Annotated in this window: 16 protein-coding genes; 10 read left to right on the forward strand and 6 right to left on the reverse strand. The window is 72.8% G+C overall.

The features are described 5' to 3' along the window. On the reverse strand, positions 1–616 hold a 616-nt coding region (locus tag ABT106_RS16680), incomplete at its 3' end, for a DUF2510 domain-containing protein (protein WP_351277536.1). A 288-nt stretch (positions 617–904) separates the two neighbouring features. Between ABT106_RS16680 and ABT106_RS16685 the strand changes: the two genes are divergently transcribed. Beyond that, entirely contained in the window at positions 905–1,384 is a 480-nt protein-coding gene (locus tag ABT106_RS16685; protein ID WP_351277539.1) for an SsgA family sporulation/cell division regulator, read from the forward strand. 121 nt (positions 1,385–1,505) lie between these two features. Here the strand turns inward: ABT106_RS16685 and ABT106_RS16690 are convergent, their stop codons facing one another. Then, the gene (locus tag ABT106_RS16690) at positions 1,506–2,888 is read right to left on the reverse strand and encodes an FAD-binding oxidoreductase (protein WP_351277542.1); all 1,383 of its coding nucleotides are present in this window, start codon (positions 2,886–2,888) and stop codon (positions 1,506–1,508) included. Positions 2,889–2,984: 96 nt separating this feature from the next. Here ABT106_RS16690 and ABT106_RS16695 point away from each other — a divergent pair, with 96 nt between their 5' ends. Further along, on the forward strand, positions 2,985–4,556 hold the full coding sequence (locus ABT106_RS16695; protein WP_351277545.1) for a tetratricopeptide repeat protein: 1,572 nt from the start codon (positions 2,985–2,987) through the stop codon (positions 4,554–4,556). Positions 4,557–4,750: 194 nt separating this feature from the next. Here ABT106_RS16695 and hppD read toward each other — a convergent pair whose 3' ends face one another. Beyond that, positions 4,751–5,905 (reverse strand): 4-hydroxyphenylpyruvate dioxygenase, encoded by a 1,155-nt coding sequence (gene hppD / locus ABT106_RS16700; protein WP_351277547.1) that lies wholly within the window; start codon positions 5,903–5,905, stop codon positions 4,751–4,753. A gap of 121 nt (positions 5,906–6,026) precedes the next feature. Between hppD and ABT106_RS16705 the strand changes: the two genes are divergently transcribed. The 8 genes from ABT106_RS16705 (at position 6,027) to ABT106_RS16740 (ending at position 12,746) form a co-directional block, all read left to right on the forward strand. Next, positions 6,027–6,503 (forward strand): Lrp/AsnC family transcriptional regulator, encoded by a 477-nt coding sequence (locus ABT106_RS16705; RefSeq protein ID WP_351277550.1) that lies wholly within the window; start codon positions 6,027–6,029, stop codon positions 6,501–6,503. Between the two features lie 56 nt (positions 6,504–6,559). Beyond that, positions 6,560–7,207, forward strand: a complete 648-nt coding sequence (locus tag ABT106_RS16710) for an ABC transporter permease (RefSeq protein WP_351277553.1) — start codon at positions 6,560–6,562, stop codon at positions 7,205–7,207. Further along, entirely contained in the window at positions 7,200–8,480 is a 1,281-nt protein-coding gene (locus ABT106_RS16715) for a betaine/proline/choline family ABC transporter ATP-binding protein (RefSeq protein WP_502979398.1), read from the forward strand. Before ABT106_RS16710 ends, ABT106_RS16715 begins: the two co-directional genes overlap by 8 nt. Continuing rightward, entirely contained in the window at positions 8,477–9,340 is an 864-nt protein-coding gene (locus tag ABT106_RS16720) for an ABC transporter permease (protein ID WP_351277556.1), read from the forward strand. The genes ABT106_RS16715 and ABT106_RS16720 overlap by 4 nt, the downstream gene beginning before the upstream one ends. Beyond that, complete coding sequence (locus ABT106_RS16725; protein ID WP_351277559.1) at positions 9,341–10,342, forward strand: glycine betaine ABC transporter substrate-binding protein; 1,002 nt, start codon at positions 9,341–9,343, stop codon at positions 10,340–10,342. Between the two features lie 121 nt (positions 10,343–10,463). Continuing rightward, positions 10,464–11,126, forward strand: coding sequence for an ArsR/SmtB family transcription factor (locus ABT106_RS16730; RefSeq protein ID WP_351277562.1), 663 nt, complete (start codon positions 10,464–10,466; stop codon positions 11,124–11,126). A 76-nt stretch (positions 11,127–11,202) separates the two neighbouring features. Continuing rightward, the gene (locus ABT106_RS16735) at positions 11,203–11,445 is read left to right on the forward strand and encodes a hypothetical protein (RefSeq protein WP_351277565.1); all 243 of its coding nucleotides are present in this window, start codon (positions 11,203–11,205) and stop codon (positions 11,443–11,445) included. Next, positions 11,442–12,746: an MFS transporter gene (locus ABT106_RS16740; protein WP_351277568.1), complete on the forward strand. Its 1,305-nt coding sequence runs from the start codon at positions 11,442–11,444 to the stop codon at positions 12,744–12,746. Before ABT106_RS16735 ends, ABT106_RS16740 begins: the two co-directional genes overlap by 4 nt. On the opposite strand, the gene ABT106_RS16745 is transcribed toward ABT106_RS16740, so the two are convergent. The 3 genes from ABT106_RS16745 to ABT106_RS16755 form a co-directional block, all read right to left on the reverse strand. Further along, a complete protein-coding gene (locus tag ABT106_RS16745; protein ID WP_351277570.1) occupies positions 12,676–13,473 on the reverse strand; it encodes a S16 family serine protease in 798 nt (265 codons plus the stop codon). The genes ABT106_RS16740 and ABT106_RS16745 overlap by 71 nt on opposite strands. Positions 13,474–13,640: 167 nt before the next feature. After that, positions 13,641–14,282 (reverse strand): IclR family transcriptional regulator, encoded by a 642-nt coding sequence (locus ABT106_RS16750; protein WP_054222485.1) that lies wholly within the window; start codon positions 14,280–14,282, stop codon positions 13,641–13,643. Between the two features lie 641 nt (positions 14,283–14,923). Continuing rightward, a complete protein-coding gene (locus ABT106_RS16755) occupies positions 14,924–16,708 on the reverse strand; it encodes a DEAD/DEAH box helicase (protein WP_351277574.1) in 1,785 nt (594 codons plus the stop codon). Positions 16,709–16,712 lie beyond the last annotated feature (4 nt).

Raw genomic sequence — 16,712 nt, forward strand, 5'->3', positions numbered from 1 at the left:
GCCCACGCCCGGCGGCGGGCCCGCTCCCCCTGCCCCGCTCGTACCCGGCGGCCGGCTCGTACCCGGCGGCCGGCTCGTACCCGGCGGCCGGCTCGTACCCGGCGGCCGGCTCACGCACGGCGTGGGGTTCGCTCCCGGCGGCGGGTGCGCTCCCGGGGAGCGGCTCCTGCGCCACGGGCGCGTACGCGGCGGGCTCGTACGCGGCGGCCGGCTCCTGCGCCACAGGCTCGTACGCGGCGGCCGGCTCCGCCGGGCTGCCCCAGGACACCCGGTGGTCGCGCGGCCCGCCGAAGCCGGCCTGGTGCAGCCGGTCGGCCTGCCACACCGGCTCGACGGCGGATTCCGCTTCGCGTTCCGGTTCGCGCTCCGACGCCGGTGCACGTTCCGGTTCGGGTTCCGGTTCCGGCAGGGTCTCGGTCGCGGAGGTGTCGTCCAGGAACACCGGTCCCGTCTCCTCCATGGGAGCGGGACCCGGCGTCGGAACGGCCGGAGCAGGGCGGCTCGTACCCGGTACCCAGGCGGCGCCGTTCCAGTACCGGACGAAGCCGGGGATGGACGGATCCGGGTAGTAGCCCTCGCGGGCCGCGTGCTCGCCGTCACCAGGGGAGGCCGTCATGTCCCCAACTCCGTTCGTGGCTTGAGGCTTGTCCAGGGGAGGACCATAGCCAAGAACCTCCCCCCGACAGGTCCGGTAACGGGAGAATGCACGCCTTCGGACAAACTCTGGCCCATACGACTGTTTTTAGTCAGCCGACAGAATCCGGCCAATCTCGGTTCCGCGGCCCGAAGTCGCGTCATACACGGGCACCTCGCCGCTCTCTCCGGGTGCGGGGCCCGACCCGGCCCCGCACACCGAGCGCGGCGCGCACCCAGCGCACGCGCAGTGCACCGAAGTGAGGCCGCCATGCACCACCCCGTCGTCGAACGCGAGCTGGAACTGAAGCTGGTCCTGTCCCCCGAGCGCAGTGTCGCCGTCCCCGCCCGCCTGCTCTACCTCACGGACGACCCGTTCGCCGTCCACATCACCTTCCACACCGGCTCCAGCGCTCCCGTCGAGTGGACCTTCTCGCGCGAGCTGCTGGTCGAGGGGGTCTTCCGGCCGTCCGGGCACGGCGACGTCCGGATCTGGCCGACGAAGATCGACAACAGGGCCGTGCTCTGCATGGCGCTCAGCTCCCCCGACGGCGACGCCCTGCTGGAGGCCCCCGCCGCCTCCGTGTCGGCCTGGCTGGAGCGCACCCTGCGGATCGTCCCGCCCGGCACCGAGGCCGACCGGCTCGGGCTGGACGCCGCGCTCGCCGAACTGCTCGCCCCCACACCGGGCGACGAGCTGTGGCTGCGCGACCCGTGGCCGTCGGACGAGTCGGCGGACGGCGACCTGTGACGCCCGGCCCCGGGGCGGGCCTGCGGCCCACGGCGTGCGGCCGGGCCCGCGCGCGGCGGTGCGGACGGGCCGCGCCCGGCCGGAAGGACCCGCGCGGGCCGGGCGGACGGGCCGCGCGCGGTCAGAAGAGCTTGCCGGGGTTGAGCAGGCCCTTCGGGTCGAAGGCGTGCTTCACCGCGCGCTGCATCTCCAGCCCCACCGGCCCCAGTTCGCGGGCCAGCCACTCCTTCTTCAGCACACCGACCCCGTGTTCGCCGGTGATGGTGCCGCCCAGTGACAGGCCGAGCGCCATGATCGCGTCGAAGGACTCGCGGGCCCGCCGCGTCTCGTCCGCGTCGGCGGGGTCGAAGCAGACGACCGGGTGGGTGTTGCCGTCCCCGGCGTGCGCGCAGACGCCGATGAGCAGGTCGTACGCGCGGGCGATGGCGGCCGTGCCGTCCAGCATCTCGGCGAGCCGCGAGCGCGGCACGCACACGTCGTCGATCATCGTCGCCGGGCGCAGCGCGTCCAGGGCGGTCAGCGACATCCGGCGGGCCTGGAGGAGCAGTTCGGACTCGGCCGCGTCCTCGGCGGGGACCACGGAGGTGGCTCCGGCGGCCGTGCACAGCTCCCCCACGGCGGCGAGCTCCTCGGGGGCGTGCGGGGTGTCGAAGGCGGCGAGCAGCAGCGCCTCGGTGGTTTCGGGCAGTCCCATCTTCCCGAGGGCGTTGACGGCGCGGACGGTCGTCCCGTCCATCAGTTCCAGCAGCGAAGGGGTCAGGCCGGCCTCCATGACGGCGCACACGGCCGCGCAGGCGGCCGCGGCGGAGGGGAACTCGGCGGCCAGCGCGAGCTGGCGGGGCGGGGCGGGGCGCAGCGCGAGGACGGCCTGCACGACGACGCCGAGGCTGCCCTCGGAGCCGACGAAGAGCCGGGTCAGGTCGTATCCGGCGACGCCCTTGGCGGTACGCCGTCCCGTGCGCAGCAGCCGCCCGTCGGCCAGGACCACGTCGAGGCCGAGCACGTACTCGGCGGTGACCCCGTACTTGACGCAGCACAGCCCGCCGGAGCCGGTGCCGATGTTGCCGCCGATGGTGCACTGCTCCCAGCTGGAGGGGTCGGGCGGGTAGTACAGGCCCCGCGCGGCGACGGCGCGCGACAGGACGGCGTTGACGACGCCCGGCTCGACGACGGCGATCCGGTCGACGGTGGAGACCTCCAGGATCCGGTCCATCTTCACCAGGGAGAGCACGATGCAGCCGTCGGAGGCGTTGGCGGCTCCCGACAGGCCGGTACGGGCGCCCTGCGGGACCACGGGGACCCCTAGCGCGGTGGCGGTGCGCATCACGTGCTGGACCTGTTCGACGGTCCGGGGCAGGACGACGACGGCGGGGGTGCCGGGGGCGCAGAAGCCCGCCATGTCGGACGCGTAGGAGGCGGTGACCTGGGGATCGGCGAGCAGGGTCTCGGCCGGGAGCCCGGCCAGCAGGTGCGCGGTGAGCTGTGCGGAGAGGTCTTCGTCCATGGGGCCAGCGTGGCAGTCGGGGCCATCGGTGTGAACACGCCCGCGCCCCTCTTCGGACACTCCGGCGAACTCTTCATATTGACGCACAGTGACCCCATGGACCGTATCGACGAGGAATCGCAGCAGCCGGCGCCGCCCGTGACGTTCACGGGCCGCAAGACGCTCGTGGCGGCCGCGGTCGCCGTGGTCCTGATCGCCGGGGCCCTGCTGATCCGGCCGGCCCGCACCGGGGACGACGCCCGTCCGCCGGGGCCGAGCGAGCGGGCCGCCTCGGCGGTCGGCATGGGCGCGCCGGCGGCGGCGGTGGACCTGACGGCGCTGGTCGCGGACCGGGAGAAGTGGGTCGCGGCGCACCCGGACGACGACGCGTCGTGGTCGGTGCTGGGCGCGGCCTATCTGGAGCAGGCGCGGCGCACCGCGGACACCGGCTGGTACCCGAAGGCGGAGCGGGCGCTGAAGCGGTCGCTGCAGGTGCGCCCGGTGGAGAAGGGCAACTTCGACGCGATGACGGGCATGGGCACGCTGGCCAACGCCCGCCGGGACTTCGGGACCGGGAAGAAGTGGGGCGAACTCGTACGGGCGCAGGCCCCGCAGCGCTGGACGGCGTACCCGGTGCTGGTGGACGCGTACTCGGGCCTCGGGGACTACAAGGCGGCCCAGGCGGCGGCGGACCGGCTGCTGGAGCTGCGGACGGGCCTGGTGGCGTACACGAAGGCTTCGCAGGTCTACCGGGACCGCGGCTGGCGCGAGGACGCGGTGATGGCGATGGAGCACGCGGCGGGCGCCGCCAAGGCTCCGGCGGAGAAGGCGTACGCGCTGTTCCGGCTCGGGGAGCTGTCCTGGGAGCGGGGGGAGACGGCGGAGGCCCTGCGGCAGTACGAGGCCGCGCTGCGGACGGATCCGGCGCAGGCGCAGGCCCTCGGCGGCCGGGCTCGGGCACTGGCCGGGCTGGGGCGCGGCGGGGAGGCGGTACGGGACTACCGGATGGCGCTGGGGCGGACGCCGGTCCCGCAGCTGGCGCTGGAGCTGGGCGAGCTGCTGGACTCGCTGGGCCGGGAGCAGGAGGCGCAGGTCCCGTACGACCTGCTGGGCGCGCTGGCGGCGCGGGACGGGTCGAACGGCGTGGACGACGACGTGGTGCTGGGCCTGTACGAGGCGGACCACGGGGATCCCGCGGCGGCGGTGCGGCGGCTGTCGCAGGAGTGGTCGCGGCACAAGAGCGTGCAGGTCGCGGACGCTCTGGGCTGGGCCCTGCACAAGGCGGGCGACGACGTGGCGGCGCTGGAGTACGCGAAGAAGGCCGCGGAGCCGGGGGTGCGGAACGCGGACTTCGCGTACCACCGGGCGATGATCGAACGGGGCCTGGGCGACGAGGCGGCGACGCGGCGCCACCTCCAGGAGGCGCTGCGGACGAACCCGCGGTTCTCGGTGCTGCGGGCGCCCGCGGCCAAGGAGGCGCTGGCGGCCATCGCGCAGCCGGCGGAGGGTGGGCCGGAGAACCTGCTCCCGACGAAGCCGTGGGTGGCTCCGGAGCTGCCGAAGCCGAACCCGCCGAAGGCGCAGCCGAAGGCGCAGCCGAAGGCGCAGCCGAAGCCGAAGCCGAAGCCGCCTGCGGCGAAGCCGGCCGTGCCGTCCGCGGCACCGTCCGCGAAGCCCCGGTCCGACTGACCCGGCCCCGCGGGGCTCCGCCCCGGACCCCTACGGCGCTCCGCGCCGCGCCTCAAACGCCGGCGGGGCTGGGACTGCCCTCCGGGCGTCCCAGCCCCGCCGGGCGCGTGGCGGCTCTGACGGGCGGATCCAGCCTCGCCGGCGTGTGACGCGCGGGGTCCGGGGCGGAGCACCGGAGGGCCCGGGCGCGGCGGCTAGAGGTTGCCGCGCTTCTCCTGCTCCCGCTCGATCGCCTCGAACAGCGCCTTGAAGTTGCCCTTGCCGAAGCCCATCGACCCGTGCCGCTCGATCATCTCGAAGAAGACCGTCGGCCGGTCCTGCACCGGCTTGGTGAAGATCTGCAGCAGGTAGCCGTCCTCGTCGCGGTCGACGAGGATCTTCAGCTCGCGCAGGGTCTCCACCGGCACCCGCGTCTCGCCGGCCCACTCGCCGAGCGTGTCGTAGTACGAGTCGGGGGTGTCCAGGAAGGTGACGCCGGCGGCCCGCATGGCGCGCACGGAGGCGACGATGTCGTTCGTGGCCAGCGCGATGTGCTGGACGCCCGCGCCGCCGTAGAAGTCCAGGTACTCGTCGATCTGCGACTTCTTCTTCGCGATCGCCGGCTCGTTGATCGGGAACTTCACCTTCAGGGTGCCGTCCGCGACGACCTTCGACATCAGCGCCGAGTACTCGGTCGCGATGTCGTCGCCCACGAACTCCTTCATGTTCGTGAAGCCCATGACCTTGTTGTAGAAGGCGACCCACTCGTTCATCCGGCCGAGCTCGACGTTGCCGACGCAGTGGTCGATGGCCTGGAAGGTCCGCTTGGCCGGGGGCTCGACCATCGGGGCGACGGCGACGAAGCCGGGGAGGTAGGGGCCGGAGTAGTCGCGGCGCTCGACCAGGGTGTGGCGGGTCTGGCCGTAGGTGGCGATGGCGGCCAGCACGACGGTGCCGTGCTCGTCCTTGACCTCGTGCGGCTCGTCCAGGCCGCGCGCGCCGTGCTCGACGGCGTACGCGTAGGCCGCGCGGGCGTCCGGGACCTCGATGGCGAGGTCGACGACGCCGTCGCCGTGCTCGGCGACGTGCCCCGCGAGGAAGCGGCCCCGGTCGGTCGACGCCTTGATGACCGAGGTCAGGACGAAGCGGGCGGCGCCGTTGGTGAGGACGTAGCTGGCCGTCTCGCGGGTGCCGTTCTCCGGTCCGGAGTAGGCCACGAGCTTCATGCCGAAGGCGGTCGAGTAGTAGTGCGCGGCCTGCTTGGCGTTGCCGACGGCGAAGACGACCGCGTCCATGCCCTTCACGGGGAAGGGGTCTGCCTCACGCGCGGTGTGCGGGGTGGTTTCGAGGTTCGCCAGAGACTCAGTCATGAGCGCAGAGTCCCGCCGATCCACAAGCTGCGCAATAGTTTCAATTTTTGCTGTACATACTGACCATCCCAGCCGCAACATTATTGAAACATCTGCGCACTATGACCACCCCGGAGGCACCATGGGCATCGACGATCTCGACGGCCGGCTCATCGTCCTGCTCGCCCGCGAGCCCCGGATCGGCGTGCTGGAGGTCTCGCGCCGGCTCGGGGTGGCGCGCGGCACCGCGCAGGCCCGGCTGGACCGGCTTCAGTCGAACGGAGTCATCCGCGGCTTCGGCCCGCAGGTCGATCCGGCGGCCCTCGGGTACCCGGTGACCGCCTTCGCCACCCTGGAGATCAAACAGGGCCAAGGGGCGGACGTACGGGCCCACTTGGACGGGGTGCCGGAGGTGCTGGAGCTGCACACCACGACCGGCCACGGGGACATGCTGTGCCGGCTCGTGGCGCGGTCCAACGCCGATCTCCAGCGGGTGATCGACCGGGTTGTCGGCTTTGATGGCATCGTGCGGGCTTCGACGGCGATCGTGATGGAAAATCCCGTTCCGCTGCGGATCATCCCGCTCGTCGAACAGGCGGCCGAGGACGACACCCGCTGACCACCCCTGACCAGCGCGGGCCGAAGGCGGCCGGACACAGGACGAGGTGACACGGCGTGAGCTTCTGGAGCTATCTGTCCGCCCGCCACGAGCAGCTCCTCACCGACGCCTTCCAGCACGCCAGCGCCGTCTTCCAGTGCATGGTGATCGCGACCGCGCTGGGCATCGCCATCGGCCTGGTCAGCTACCGCAGCACGTGGGGCGGCCATCTGGCCATCACCTCCACCGCCACGATGCTGACCATCCCCTCCCTCGCCCTGATCGGCCTGCTGATCCCGCTGGTCGGGCTCGGCGTGCCACCGACCGTGATCGCCCTGACCCTGTACGGGCTGCTGCCGGTCGTCCGGAACTCGATCGTCGGCCTGCGCGGGGTGGATCCCGCGCTGGTCGACGCCGCCAAGGGCATCGGGATGTCCCGGAGCGCCCAGCTGATGAGGGTGGAGCTGCCGCTCGCCTGGCCGCCGATCCTGACCGGCATCCGCGTGGCCACCCAGATGCTGATGGGCATCGCCGCCATCGCCGCGTACGCCTCGGGCCCCGGCCTGGGGAACGAGATCTTCCGCGGGATCGCCTCGCTCGGCAGCGCGAACGCCCTGAACCAGGTGCTGGCGGGCACCATCGGCATCGTCATCCTGGCGCTCCTCTTCGACTCCGCGTACGTCCTGCTCGGCCGTCTCACCATCCCGAGGGGTATCCGTGTCTGAGACCGACGGCAGGACCGACGGCACGACCGGCGGCAGGGGCGGCGGCAGGGGCGGCGCCTCCGGCGCGACCATCCGGCTGGAGAACCTCACCAAGCGCTACCCCGGCAACCCGAACCCCTCCGTCGACGACGTCTCGATGGACATCAAGGCGGGCGAGACGGTCGTCTTCGTCGGCCCCTCGGGCTGCGGGAAGTCCACCACCCTGAAGATGATCAACCGGCTGATCGAGCCGACGTCCGGCCGGATCAGGATCGGCGACGAGGACGTCACCGACATGGACCCGGTCAAGCTGCGGCGCAAGATCGGCTACGCGATCCAGTCCTCGGGGCTCTTCCCGCACATGACGGTCGCCGAGAACATCGCCCTCGTCCCGAAGATGACCGGCTGGTCCAAGTCGAAGGTGAAGGACCGGGTGGAGGAGATGCTCGACCTGGTCGGACTCGACCCCCGCGAGTTCCACGGCCGCTACCCGCGCCAGCTCTCCGGCGGCCAGCAGCAGCGGGTCGGCGTGGCCCGGGCGCTGGCGGCCGACCCGCCCGTCCTGCTCATGGACGAGCCGTTCGGCGCCGTCGACCCGATCACCCGCGACCACCTCCAGGACGAGCTGATCCGGCTCCAGCACGAGCTGCACAAGACCATCGTCTTCGTCACCCACGACTTCGACGAGGCGATCAAGCTGGGCGACCGGATCGCGGTGCTGCGCGAGCGCTCGCACATCGCCCAGTTCGACACCCCCGAGGCCATCCTCACCAATCCGACCGACGACTTCGTCTCCGGGTTCGTCGGCGCCGGCGCGGCCCTCAAGCGGCTCAACCTGACCCGCGTACGGGACGTGGAGATCGCCGACTTCCCCACCGTGTCCGTGGACGACCCGCTCCAGCGGATCTTCAACGCGCTGCGCGGCGGCGCGAGCAACGAGCTGCTGATGCTGGACCGCAACCGCCGGCCGTACAAGTGGCTCAGACGCGGCGACCTGATGCGCGCCAAGGGGTCCCTGGCCCGGGCCGGCCAGCTGGTGCACGACACGGTGACCCGGGACGCGACCCTGCACGACGCCCTGGAGGCCGTCCTCACCGACAGCGGGGGCCGGGTCGCGGTCACCGGGCGGCGCGGCGAGTACATCGGCGTCGTCGACATGGAGACCCTGATGAACTCGGTGCACGAGATGCTGGAGGCCGACCGGCTGGCGGCCGCCGAACACCGCCACGACCTGGAGGAACTGCGCCACCACCGGACGGAACAGGAGCTGGAGGGCGGTGCGGACGGCCCGTGAACACCACCTCCCCGCAGCGGCCCTCCGACGAGCGCCCACCCGGCGAGCACGACGTCAAGGGCCACGCGTTCCGTGACGGGATCGCCGCCGGCGCCGAGGAGCCGGCGGCCGGCCCGCGGGCTCCCGCCCGCCGGCTCACCTGGTCCAAGCTGCTGGTCACCCCCGCCGTCCTGGCGCTGGTGCTGCTGGCCACGTACCTGTGGATCACCAGCATCCCCCTCGACCCCATCGAGGAGAACTCCCTCGGCGGCGGCAACGTGAAGCTGCGGCTGTGGCAGCAGATCCAGCTCGTCGCCATCTCCACGTTCTGGGTGCTGATCATCGCGATCCCGCTGGGCATCGCGCTCACCCGCGGCGGGATGCGCCGCACCGCGCCGCTGTTCACGGCGATCGCCAACATCGGCCAGGCCACCCCGGCCATCGGCCTCCTCGCCCTGCTCGTCATCTGGCTCGGCATCGGCCCGTCCACCGCGATCGTCGGCATGGTCGCGTACGCCGTGCTGCCCGTGCTGTCCAACACGATCGCGGGGCTGCGGGCCATCGACCCCCAGCTGGTGGAGGCGGCGCGCGGGATCGGGATGTCCGGGTCGGGACGGCTGGTGAAGGTGGAGCTGCCGCTGGCCGTCCCGCTGATCCTGGCGGGCGTACGGACGGCCCTGGTGCTGAACGTCGGCACCGCCACCCTGGCCACCTTCGGCGGCGGCGGGGGGCTCGGCGACCTGATCACCTCCGGCATCCAGACGCAGCGGATGCCGGTGCTGGTGCTGGGCTCGGTGCTGACCGTGGTGCTGGCCCTGTTCGTGGACTGGCTGGCGTCGCTGGCGGAGACGGTCATGACCCCGCGCGGGCTGGAGGCGTAGATGCGTACCTTCCGCGTACGGGCGGCCGTTCGCGCGGCGGCGGTGACGGTCCTGGCCGGGCCGGTGCTGGCGCTGGTGCTCGCGGGCTGCGGCCTCAAGAGCGGCTCCCCGATGGCCGACGACGTCCAGCCGGGCTCGGTCGGGCAGGGCCGGCCCCTCGAAGGGGCCTCGCTCACGATCACCTCGAAGAACTTCAGCGAGAACATCGTGCTCGGCCAGATCCTCGGCCTCGTCTTCAAGGCGGCCGGCGCGGAGGTCCTGGACCGTACGAACCTGCCGGGCTCGATCAGCGCGCGCGAGGCGATCCGCAAGGGCGACGCGGACGCCATGTACGAGTACACGGGCACCGCCTGGATCACCTACCTGGGCAACACCGAACCCATCGACGACCCGAGGGAGCAGTGGGCGGCGCTGCGCGCGGCGGACGCGAAGAACGGGGTGGTGTGGCTGCCGCCGGCCACCCTGAACAACACCTACACCCTGGCGATCAGCAAGAAGAACAATGCGAAGTACGGGCTGAAGACGATGTCGGACGTGGCGAGGCTGGCCAAGGAGGACCCCTCGGCGGTGACCCTGTGCGTGGAGAACGAGTTCGCCGCCCGCGAGGACGGGCTCCCGGGCCTGGAGAAGGCGTACGGGATGAAGATCCCGGCCGGCAACATCCGGAAGATGGACGCCGGGATCATCTACACGCAGGTCTCGAAGTCGGACTCCTGCCTGCTGGGCGAGGCGTTCACGACGGACGGCCGGATCAAGGCCATGGACCTGGACACCCTCACCGACGACCGGCGCTTCTTCCCCAACTACAACGCGGCGCCGGCGGTCAACGCCAAGACGCTGGCCGAGTTCCCGGTGATCGCGGAGCTGCTCGCCCCGGTGACGGCGAAGCTGACGACGGCGGTGGCGCAGGAGCTGAACGCCAAGGTGGACGTGGAGGGGCAGGACCCGCACGCGGTGGCGAAGGACTGGCTGCTGAAGGAGGGCTTCATCAAGGAGGGCTGAGGCACCGGCCGTCGGCTCGGGGCGGCACGGAGCGGCACGGAGCGACACGGAGAGCGGGATGCAAAGAAGGCGCTGCAAATAAGTGCTTGCATAGAAGTCTTTGCAACTCTATCGTCGTGGCATGACCGAGACGCCGCACGCCCCGGAGCCCCAGCCGCTCTCCCCCGACCAGGACCGGATGCCCGAGGTCCGTACGCTCGACGCCCGGTCCCTGCGCGGCCTGGCCCACCCGCTGCGCATCCGGATGCTGGCCGACCTGCGCCACCAGGGTCCGGCGACCGCCTCCCAACTGGCCGAGCGGCTCGGGGAGTCGAGCGGGTCCACCAGCTACCACCTGCGCCAGCTCGCCGCCCACGGCTTCGTCGAGGACGCGCCCGAGCACGGCAAGGGCCGTGAGCGCTGGTGGCGGGCCGCGCACGACGGCACCCGCTTCGACGAGAGCCTGATGTACAGCGACGACCCGGCGACCCGGGGCGCGGCGGACCTCTTCCTGCACGAGATCGCGACGATCCACACGCAGGAGATGAGCACCTGGCTCGGCAACGCCCACCACTGGTCGCAGGACTGGCGGCGCGGCTCGGACCTCAGCGACTTCACCCTGCACCTGACCGCCGCTCAGAGCCACGAACTGATCCACAAGATGCACGAACTGGTCAACGGCTACCGCGACCTGCAGCCCGCCGAGGGCACGGAGGCGGTCCGCGTCCACACGCACGTCCTCCCCGGCACGCTCGCACCCGGCGCCCCGCGCGCCACGGACGCGGCGGACGCGGCGGACGCGTAAACGCCGCGGCGCCGGCCTCTCCCGTTCCTCGTTCTTCCGCACCTCCCTGCGTCCTCCGGAGAAGGAGTCACCTGCCATGTACGCCCTCGACCACGTCCGCGCGCACGCCGCACGCACCGCCGAGCTGGCCGCCGAGGCCGCCGGGCACCGCCTCGCCCGGGAGGCCGCACCGGTCACCGGGCCCGCCGCCGGGGCCGGGGTGGCCGCCGCCGCACTGCCCGCCCTGCGCAACCGGCTGGGCGAGGCCCTGATCACCGCCGGGATCCGGCTCATGCAGCCCGCCCGCGTCCACACCCGGTACCAGCGGGGCCCCGCGTGAGCAGACGCCCGTTCGTCGCGGTCCTGGCCGCCAACGCCATCTCCATAGCCGGTAGTTCACTCACCCTCATCGGCGTCCCGCTGTTCGTGCTGGATACCACGGGGAGCGCCGCCCGGGCCGGTGTCGTCGCCTTCTGCGCCACTCTGCCCGTCGTGGTCGCCGCGCTCGTCGGCGGCCCGGTCATCGACCGCGCCGGGCGCCGCCGGGTCGCGGCGGCCTCCGACCTCATCTGCGGCCTCGCGGTGGGGGCGGTCCCCCTGCTGCACCACATGGGGCTGCTGGAGTTCTGGATGCTGTGCGCGCTGATGGCCGTCAGCGGCCTCGTGCACACGCCCGGACTGACCGCCCGTTACGTCCTGCTCCCCCACCTCGCCGAGCACGCCGGGACGTCGGTGCCCCGGGCGGCGGGCCTCTACGACGCCGTCTCGCGCGGCGCCCGGATGATCGGGGCGGCGGTGGCGGGCGTCCTGATCGCCGCCTTCGGCGCCGAGACCGTACTGCTCCTGGACGCGGTGACCTTCGGGGTCTCGGCGCTGCTGCTCACCGCCTTCCTGCGCGGGATCCCGGCGGCCGAGCCGCAACGGACGGGCGGGAAGGTGTCGTTCGCGTCGTACCGGGCCGAACTCGCCGAGGGATGGGCCTTCCTGACCCGTTCGAGGCTGCTCCTGGGCGTCACCGTGATGGTGATGATGACCAACGGCCTGGACCAGGGCTGGTCTTCCGTCCTGCTGCCCGTGCACGCCGGCGACAGCCTCGGCGGCGCCGGCGCGCTGGGCCTGCTGATCTCCCTCTTCGGCGGGTTCGCGCTGCTGGGCGCCCTGCTCTACGGGGCGTGGGGCGAGCGGTTCCCGCGCCGGACGGTGTTCGCGGCGGCCTTCCTGGTCTCCGGGGCGACCCGGTACGCGGTGGCGGCCGTCACCGACACGACCCTGCCGCTCGCGGTGACGATGGCCCTGGCCGGTCTGGGCGCGGGCATGCTCAACCCGATCCTGACGACGGTGACGTACGAGCGGGTGCCGGAGGAACTGCGCAGCCGGGTGTCCGGGGTGACGACGGCGGGCTGCGAGCTGACCATGCCGCTGGGCGGCCTGGCGGCCGGTCTGCTCGTCGAGGGGTTCGGGGCGACGAAGGCGCTGCTGCTGTTCGGCGGCACCTACCTGCTGACGACGCTCGCCCCGCTGGTCTTCCCGGTGTGGCGCGGGCTGGAGGCTCCGGGGCCGGACGCCGGCCTCAGCAGGACGGAACCGGCCCTCCCCGGTTCAGCGCGCGCAGCGCGTTCACCGCATCCGTCAGCGAAGTGACGGGGACCAGCCGCAGCCCCTCGGGGAGTTCCGACCGCGCGTCCGAGCACTCCGCCTTCGGTACGAGGAACACGCTCGCCCCGTCGCGGCGGGCGGCCTGCGTCTTGAGGGGGACGCCGCCGACCGGGCCGACCGTGCCGTCGGCGGTGATGGTGCCCGTACCGGCGATGCTGCGGCCGCCGGTGAGGTCGCCGCCGCTGCCGTCGCCGTCGAGCTTGTCGACGATGCCGAGGGAGAAGAGCAGACCGGCGCTCGGGCCGCCGACGTCGGCGAGGTTCAGCTCGACCTTCACGTCCTTGGGGTCCTTGTGGAGGAAGCCGAGTGCGGCGTCGGTGGCGCTCGACTGGGACTTGGCCATTTCCTCCAGATTGTGCGCTTCGATCTCCTCGTCGCTTCCCCCACCGGAGTAGACGGCCTCCTTGGGCATGACCGCCCGGGCCGGGTCGAACCAGTGGTCGACCAGCTCCGGCAGGGTCACCGTCGTGGACGGGCCGGTGGCCTGGATGGTGGTCATGCGCAGCTGGCCCTTGGTCTCCCGCGTCGGGGAGCCGGTGACCGCGATGACCGCCTTGCCGTCCCGCTCGCCGAGCACGTCGGCCGTGAGGCCGGGCTGGGCGATCACGAACGGCAGCGGCGCGAGCGCGACGACGGCGAGCAGCGCCACGACGGGCGCGGCGCAGACGGCCAGGGCGGCGGGAAGCGGCAGGCGCGTGAGGCGAGAGAGCACCCGCCCAATCTATCGGCCCGTCGCCCCCACGGGGCCCGCCCCGCCCCGCCCACCCGGACCGCAGCCACGCATGCGGACGGCGGCGCGCGCGGACGGGCCGGGCCGGTGCCAAACAGCGGCACCCGACCCGGCCCGGCCGTGTCAGCGAAGGGCGTGAGCGAAGGGCGTCAGCGAAGGGCGTCCGCGACCTCGCGTGCCGCGTCGACCACCCGCGGCCCGACCCGCTCCGGTACCGCGTCGGCCAGCATCACGACGCCGACGCTGCCCTCCAGCCCGGTGATGCCCACGAGGGGCGCGGCGGCGCCGCTGGCGCCCGCTTCCAGCTCCCCGTGGGTCAGCGTGTAGCCCGGCTCGATCAGGGTGCCCTGGCGGGCGGCCAGGATGGCCCGTCCGGCGGCCCCGCGGTCCAGCGGGTGGCGGAAGCCGGGCCGGTAGGCCACGTGGTAGTCCGTCCAGGTCGGCTCGACGACGGCGACGGCCAGCGCCTCGGTGCCGTCGACGAGGGTCAGGTGCGCGGTGGCCCCTATGTCCTCGGCGAGGGACCGCAGCGCGGGCAGGGCCGCCTCGCGTACGAGCGGGTGCACCTGACGGCCCAGCCGCAGCACGCCGAGCCCGACACGGGCCCGGCCGCCGAGGTCACGACGGACCAGCGCGTGCTGTTCCAGAGTGGCCAGAAGCCGGTAGACCACGGTGCGGTTCACACCGAGGCGGTTGGACAGCTCGGTGACGGTCAGACCGTGGTCGGTGTCGGCGAGCAGTTTGAGGACTCTGAGCCCTCTGTCGAGAGTCTGGGAGGTTTCCGCGGTCACGACGCCTCTCCCTCTTTCGGTGGGCGGCGGTGACTCTCGGGGTGGCACGCCGCCGGTCCCGCGGCGGCGCACGGAGAGGCCGCCGGTAGCGGCCATGGCACCGGCTGCGCTCCCGCGGCGGCGCTGCCACGGTGCGTTCGATGCGGGGACAGTAGCGAGCGGGTCCGCTGAGCGGAAGGGCTCGTCCAGAATCCGGGCGCCTACTACCCCTTTATGACGATTCCTGATCGACCTCGGTGTCAATTTGTGACCTCGCGGGTCGCCGGAGGCTCCCGGAAGGCCGTCGCGCCGGCCGCCGCTCCGAGCGCGTTCGAAACGACGGCCCGACCCGCCCCGGGGGGTGCTCCCGGCCCACCCGGGGACCCGCGCCGCAGGGCGCCGGCTCCGGCGGCGGGACCTCGGCGGGACGGTCGCGGCGGCGCCCCCGAAGCCGGTCCGGCGGCTTCGCCCGGCCCGCGCCGGCGAGGCCCCGCGGGCCGGGCGAACGGCCCCGGAGCCCCCGGCCCGGAGCCGCGTACCGGCGCACGGCGGGAGCCCGGCGGTGGCTCAAAACCGGCGTTCGGCGGGTCCCACCGCACGGCGCGGGCCGGGGTCCGTGCGATGCGCCGCACGGGCCCCGGCCCGTCCCCTGTACGAACGGCTCACCGCATGCGGGTGGCCCACTCCTGCACCTTCTTGATCCGCTCGCGCAGCTGCCCGGCCGTCGCCTCCGCGCTCGGCGGGCCGCCGCACACCCGGCGCAGCTCGGTGTGGAGCACCCCGTGCGGCTTGCCGCTCTGGTGGACGTACGCGCCCACCATCGTGTTCAGCGACTTGCGCAGCTCCAGCAGCTCCTTGTGCGAGACCACGGGCCGCCGGTCGGCCGGCAGCTCCAGCAGGTCCGCCTCGGTGTCGGGCTTGCGGCGGCTGTGCGCGATCTGCCGCGACTGCCGCTTCTGGAGCAGCATCTGCACCTGGTCCGGCTCCAGCAGCCCCGGGATGCCGAGGTAGTCCTGCTCCTCTTCACTGCCCGGGTGGGCCTGCATGCCGAACTCGGCGCCGTCGTAGAGGACCCGGTCGAAGACGGCGTCGGACTCCAGCGCCTCGAAGGACATCTGCTCCTCGTCGCCGGTGTCCTCGTCCTCCTGCTTGTTCGCCTCGTCCATTTCCTTCTCGGACTCGGCGTACGGGTCTTCCTCGCCCTGCTTCTTCGGCTTGTCGAGCACGTGGTCGCGCTCGACCTCCATCTCGTTCGCGAAGCCCAGCAGGTAGGGAATGGTCGGAAGGAACACCGAAGCCGTCTCGCCGCGCCTGCGCGATCGTACGAAGCGTCCGACGGCCTGCGCGAAGAACAGCGGCGTCGAGATGGTCGTCGCGTACACGCCCACCGCCAGCCGTGGCACGTCGACGCCCTCGGACACCATGCGGACGGCGACCATCCAGCGGCTGCCGTCCACGCTGAACTCGTCGATCCGCTTCGACGCTCCGGTGTCGTCGGACAGCACCACGGTCGCCTTGGTGCCCGTGATGTCCTTCAGCAGCTTGGCGTACGCGCGCGCCGACTCCTGGTCGGAGGCGATGACGAGCCCGCCCGCGTCCGGGATGCCCTTCCTGACCTCCGTGAGGCGCTGGTCGGCGGCGCGCAGCACGCTCGGCATCCATTCGCCGCGCGGGTCCAGGGCGGTGCGCCAGGCCTGCGAGATGGCGTCCTTGGTCATCGGCTCGCCGAGCCGGGCGGCGATCTCGTCGCCCGCCTTGGTGCGCCAGCGCATGTTGCCGCTGTAGGACAGGAAGATCACCGGCCGGACGACGCCGTCGCCCAGGGCGTTCCCGTAGCCGTAGGTGTAGTCGGCGGAGGAGCGGCGGATGCCGTCGTTCCCCTCCTCGTACGCCACGAAGGGGATGGGGTTGGTGTCGGACCGGAAGGGGGTGCCGGTCAGGGCGAGGCGCCGGGTCGCCGGGTCGAATGCCTCCAGGCATGCCTCGCCCCAGGACTTGGAGTCGCCCGCGTGGTGGATCTCGTCGAGGATCACCAGGGTCTTGCGCTGCTCGCACCGGTTGCGGTGCAGCATCGGGCGTACGCCGACACCCGCGTACGTCACGGCGACCCCGTGGTAGTCCTTGCTCAGCGGGCCCGCCGAGTACTCGGGGTCCAGCCGGATGCCTATCCGGGCGGCGGCCTCGGCCCACTGCTTCTTCAGGTGTTCGGTCGGCGCGACGACGGTCACCTGCTGGATCACGTGGTGGTGCAGCAGCCAGGACGCGAGCGTCAGCGCGAAGGTGGTCTTTCCGGCGCCTGGCGTCGCGACCGCGAGGAAGTCCCGCGGCTGGGTCTCGATGTAGCGGTCCAGCGCCCCCTGCTGCCAGGCACGCAGCGCGTTGGCGGTGCCCCAGGGGGCGCGGCCGGGGAAGGCGGGTGAGAGGTGGTGGGAGGCGGTAGTAGTCACGGTC

Origin of the sequence: Streptomyces sp. NPDC002044 (assembly GCF_040296725.1) — a bacterium.
Classification (GTDB): domain Bacteria; phylum Actinomycetota; class Actinomycetes; order Streptomycetales; family Streptomycetaceae; genus Streptomyces; species Streptomyces antarcticus.

Bases quoted from the DNA above. Each gene is read 5' to 3' on its own strand.
- hppD (WP_351277547.1), bottom strand. From the start codon at position 5,905: ATGACTGAGTCTCTGGCGAACCTCGAAACCACCCCGCACACCGCGCGT.
- ABT106_RS16685 (WP_351277539.1), top strand. From the start codon at position 905: ATGCACCACCCCGTCGTCGAACGCGAGCTGGAACTGAAGCTGGTCCTG.
- ABT106_RS16730 (WP_351277562.1), top strand. From the start codon at position 10,464: ATGACCGAGACGCCGCACGCCCCGGAGCCCCAGCCGCTCTCCCCCGAC.
- ABT106_RS16725 (WP_351277559.1), top strand. From the start codon at position 9,341: ATGCGTACCTTCCGCGTACGGGCGGCCGTTCGCGCGGCGGCGGTGACG.
- ABT106_RS16695 (WP_351277545.1), top strand. From the start codon at position 2,985: ATGGACCGTATCGACGAGGAATCGCAGCAGCCGGCGCCGCCCGTGACG.
- ABT106_RS16735 (WP_351277565.1), top strand. From the start codon at position 11,203: ATGTACGCCCTCGACCACGTCCGCGCGCACGCCGCACGCACCGCCGAG.
- ABT106_RS16705 (WP_351277550.1), top strand. From the start codon at position 6,027: ATGGGCATCGACGATCTCGACGGCCGGCTCATCGTCCTGCTCGCCCGC.
- ABT106_RS16690 (WP_351277542.1), bottom strand. From the start codon at position 2,888: ATGGACGAAGACCTCTCCGCACAGCTCACCGCGCACCTGCTGGCCGGG.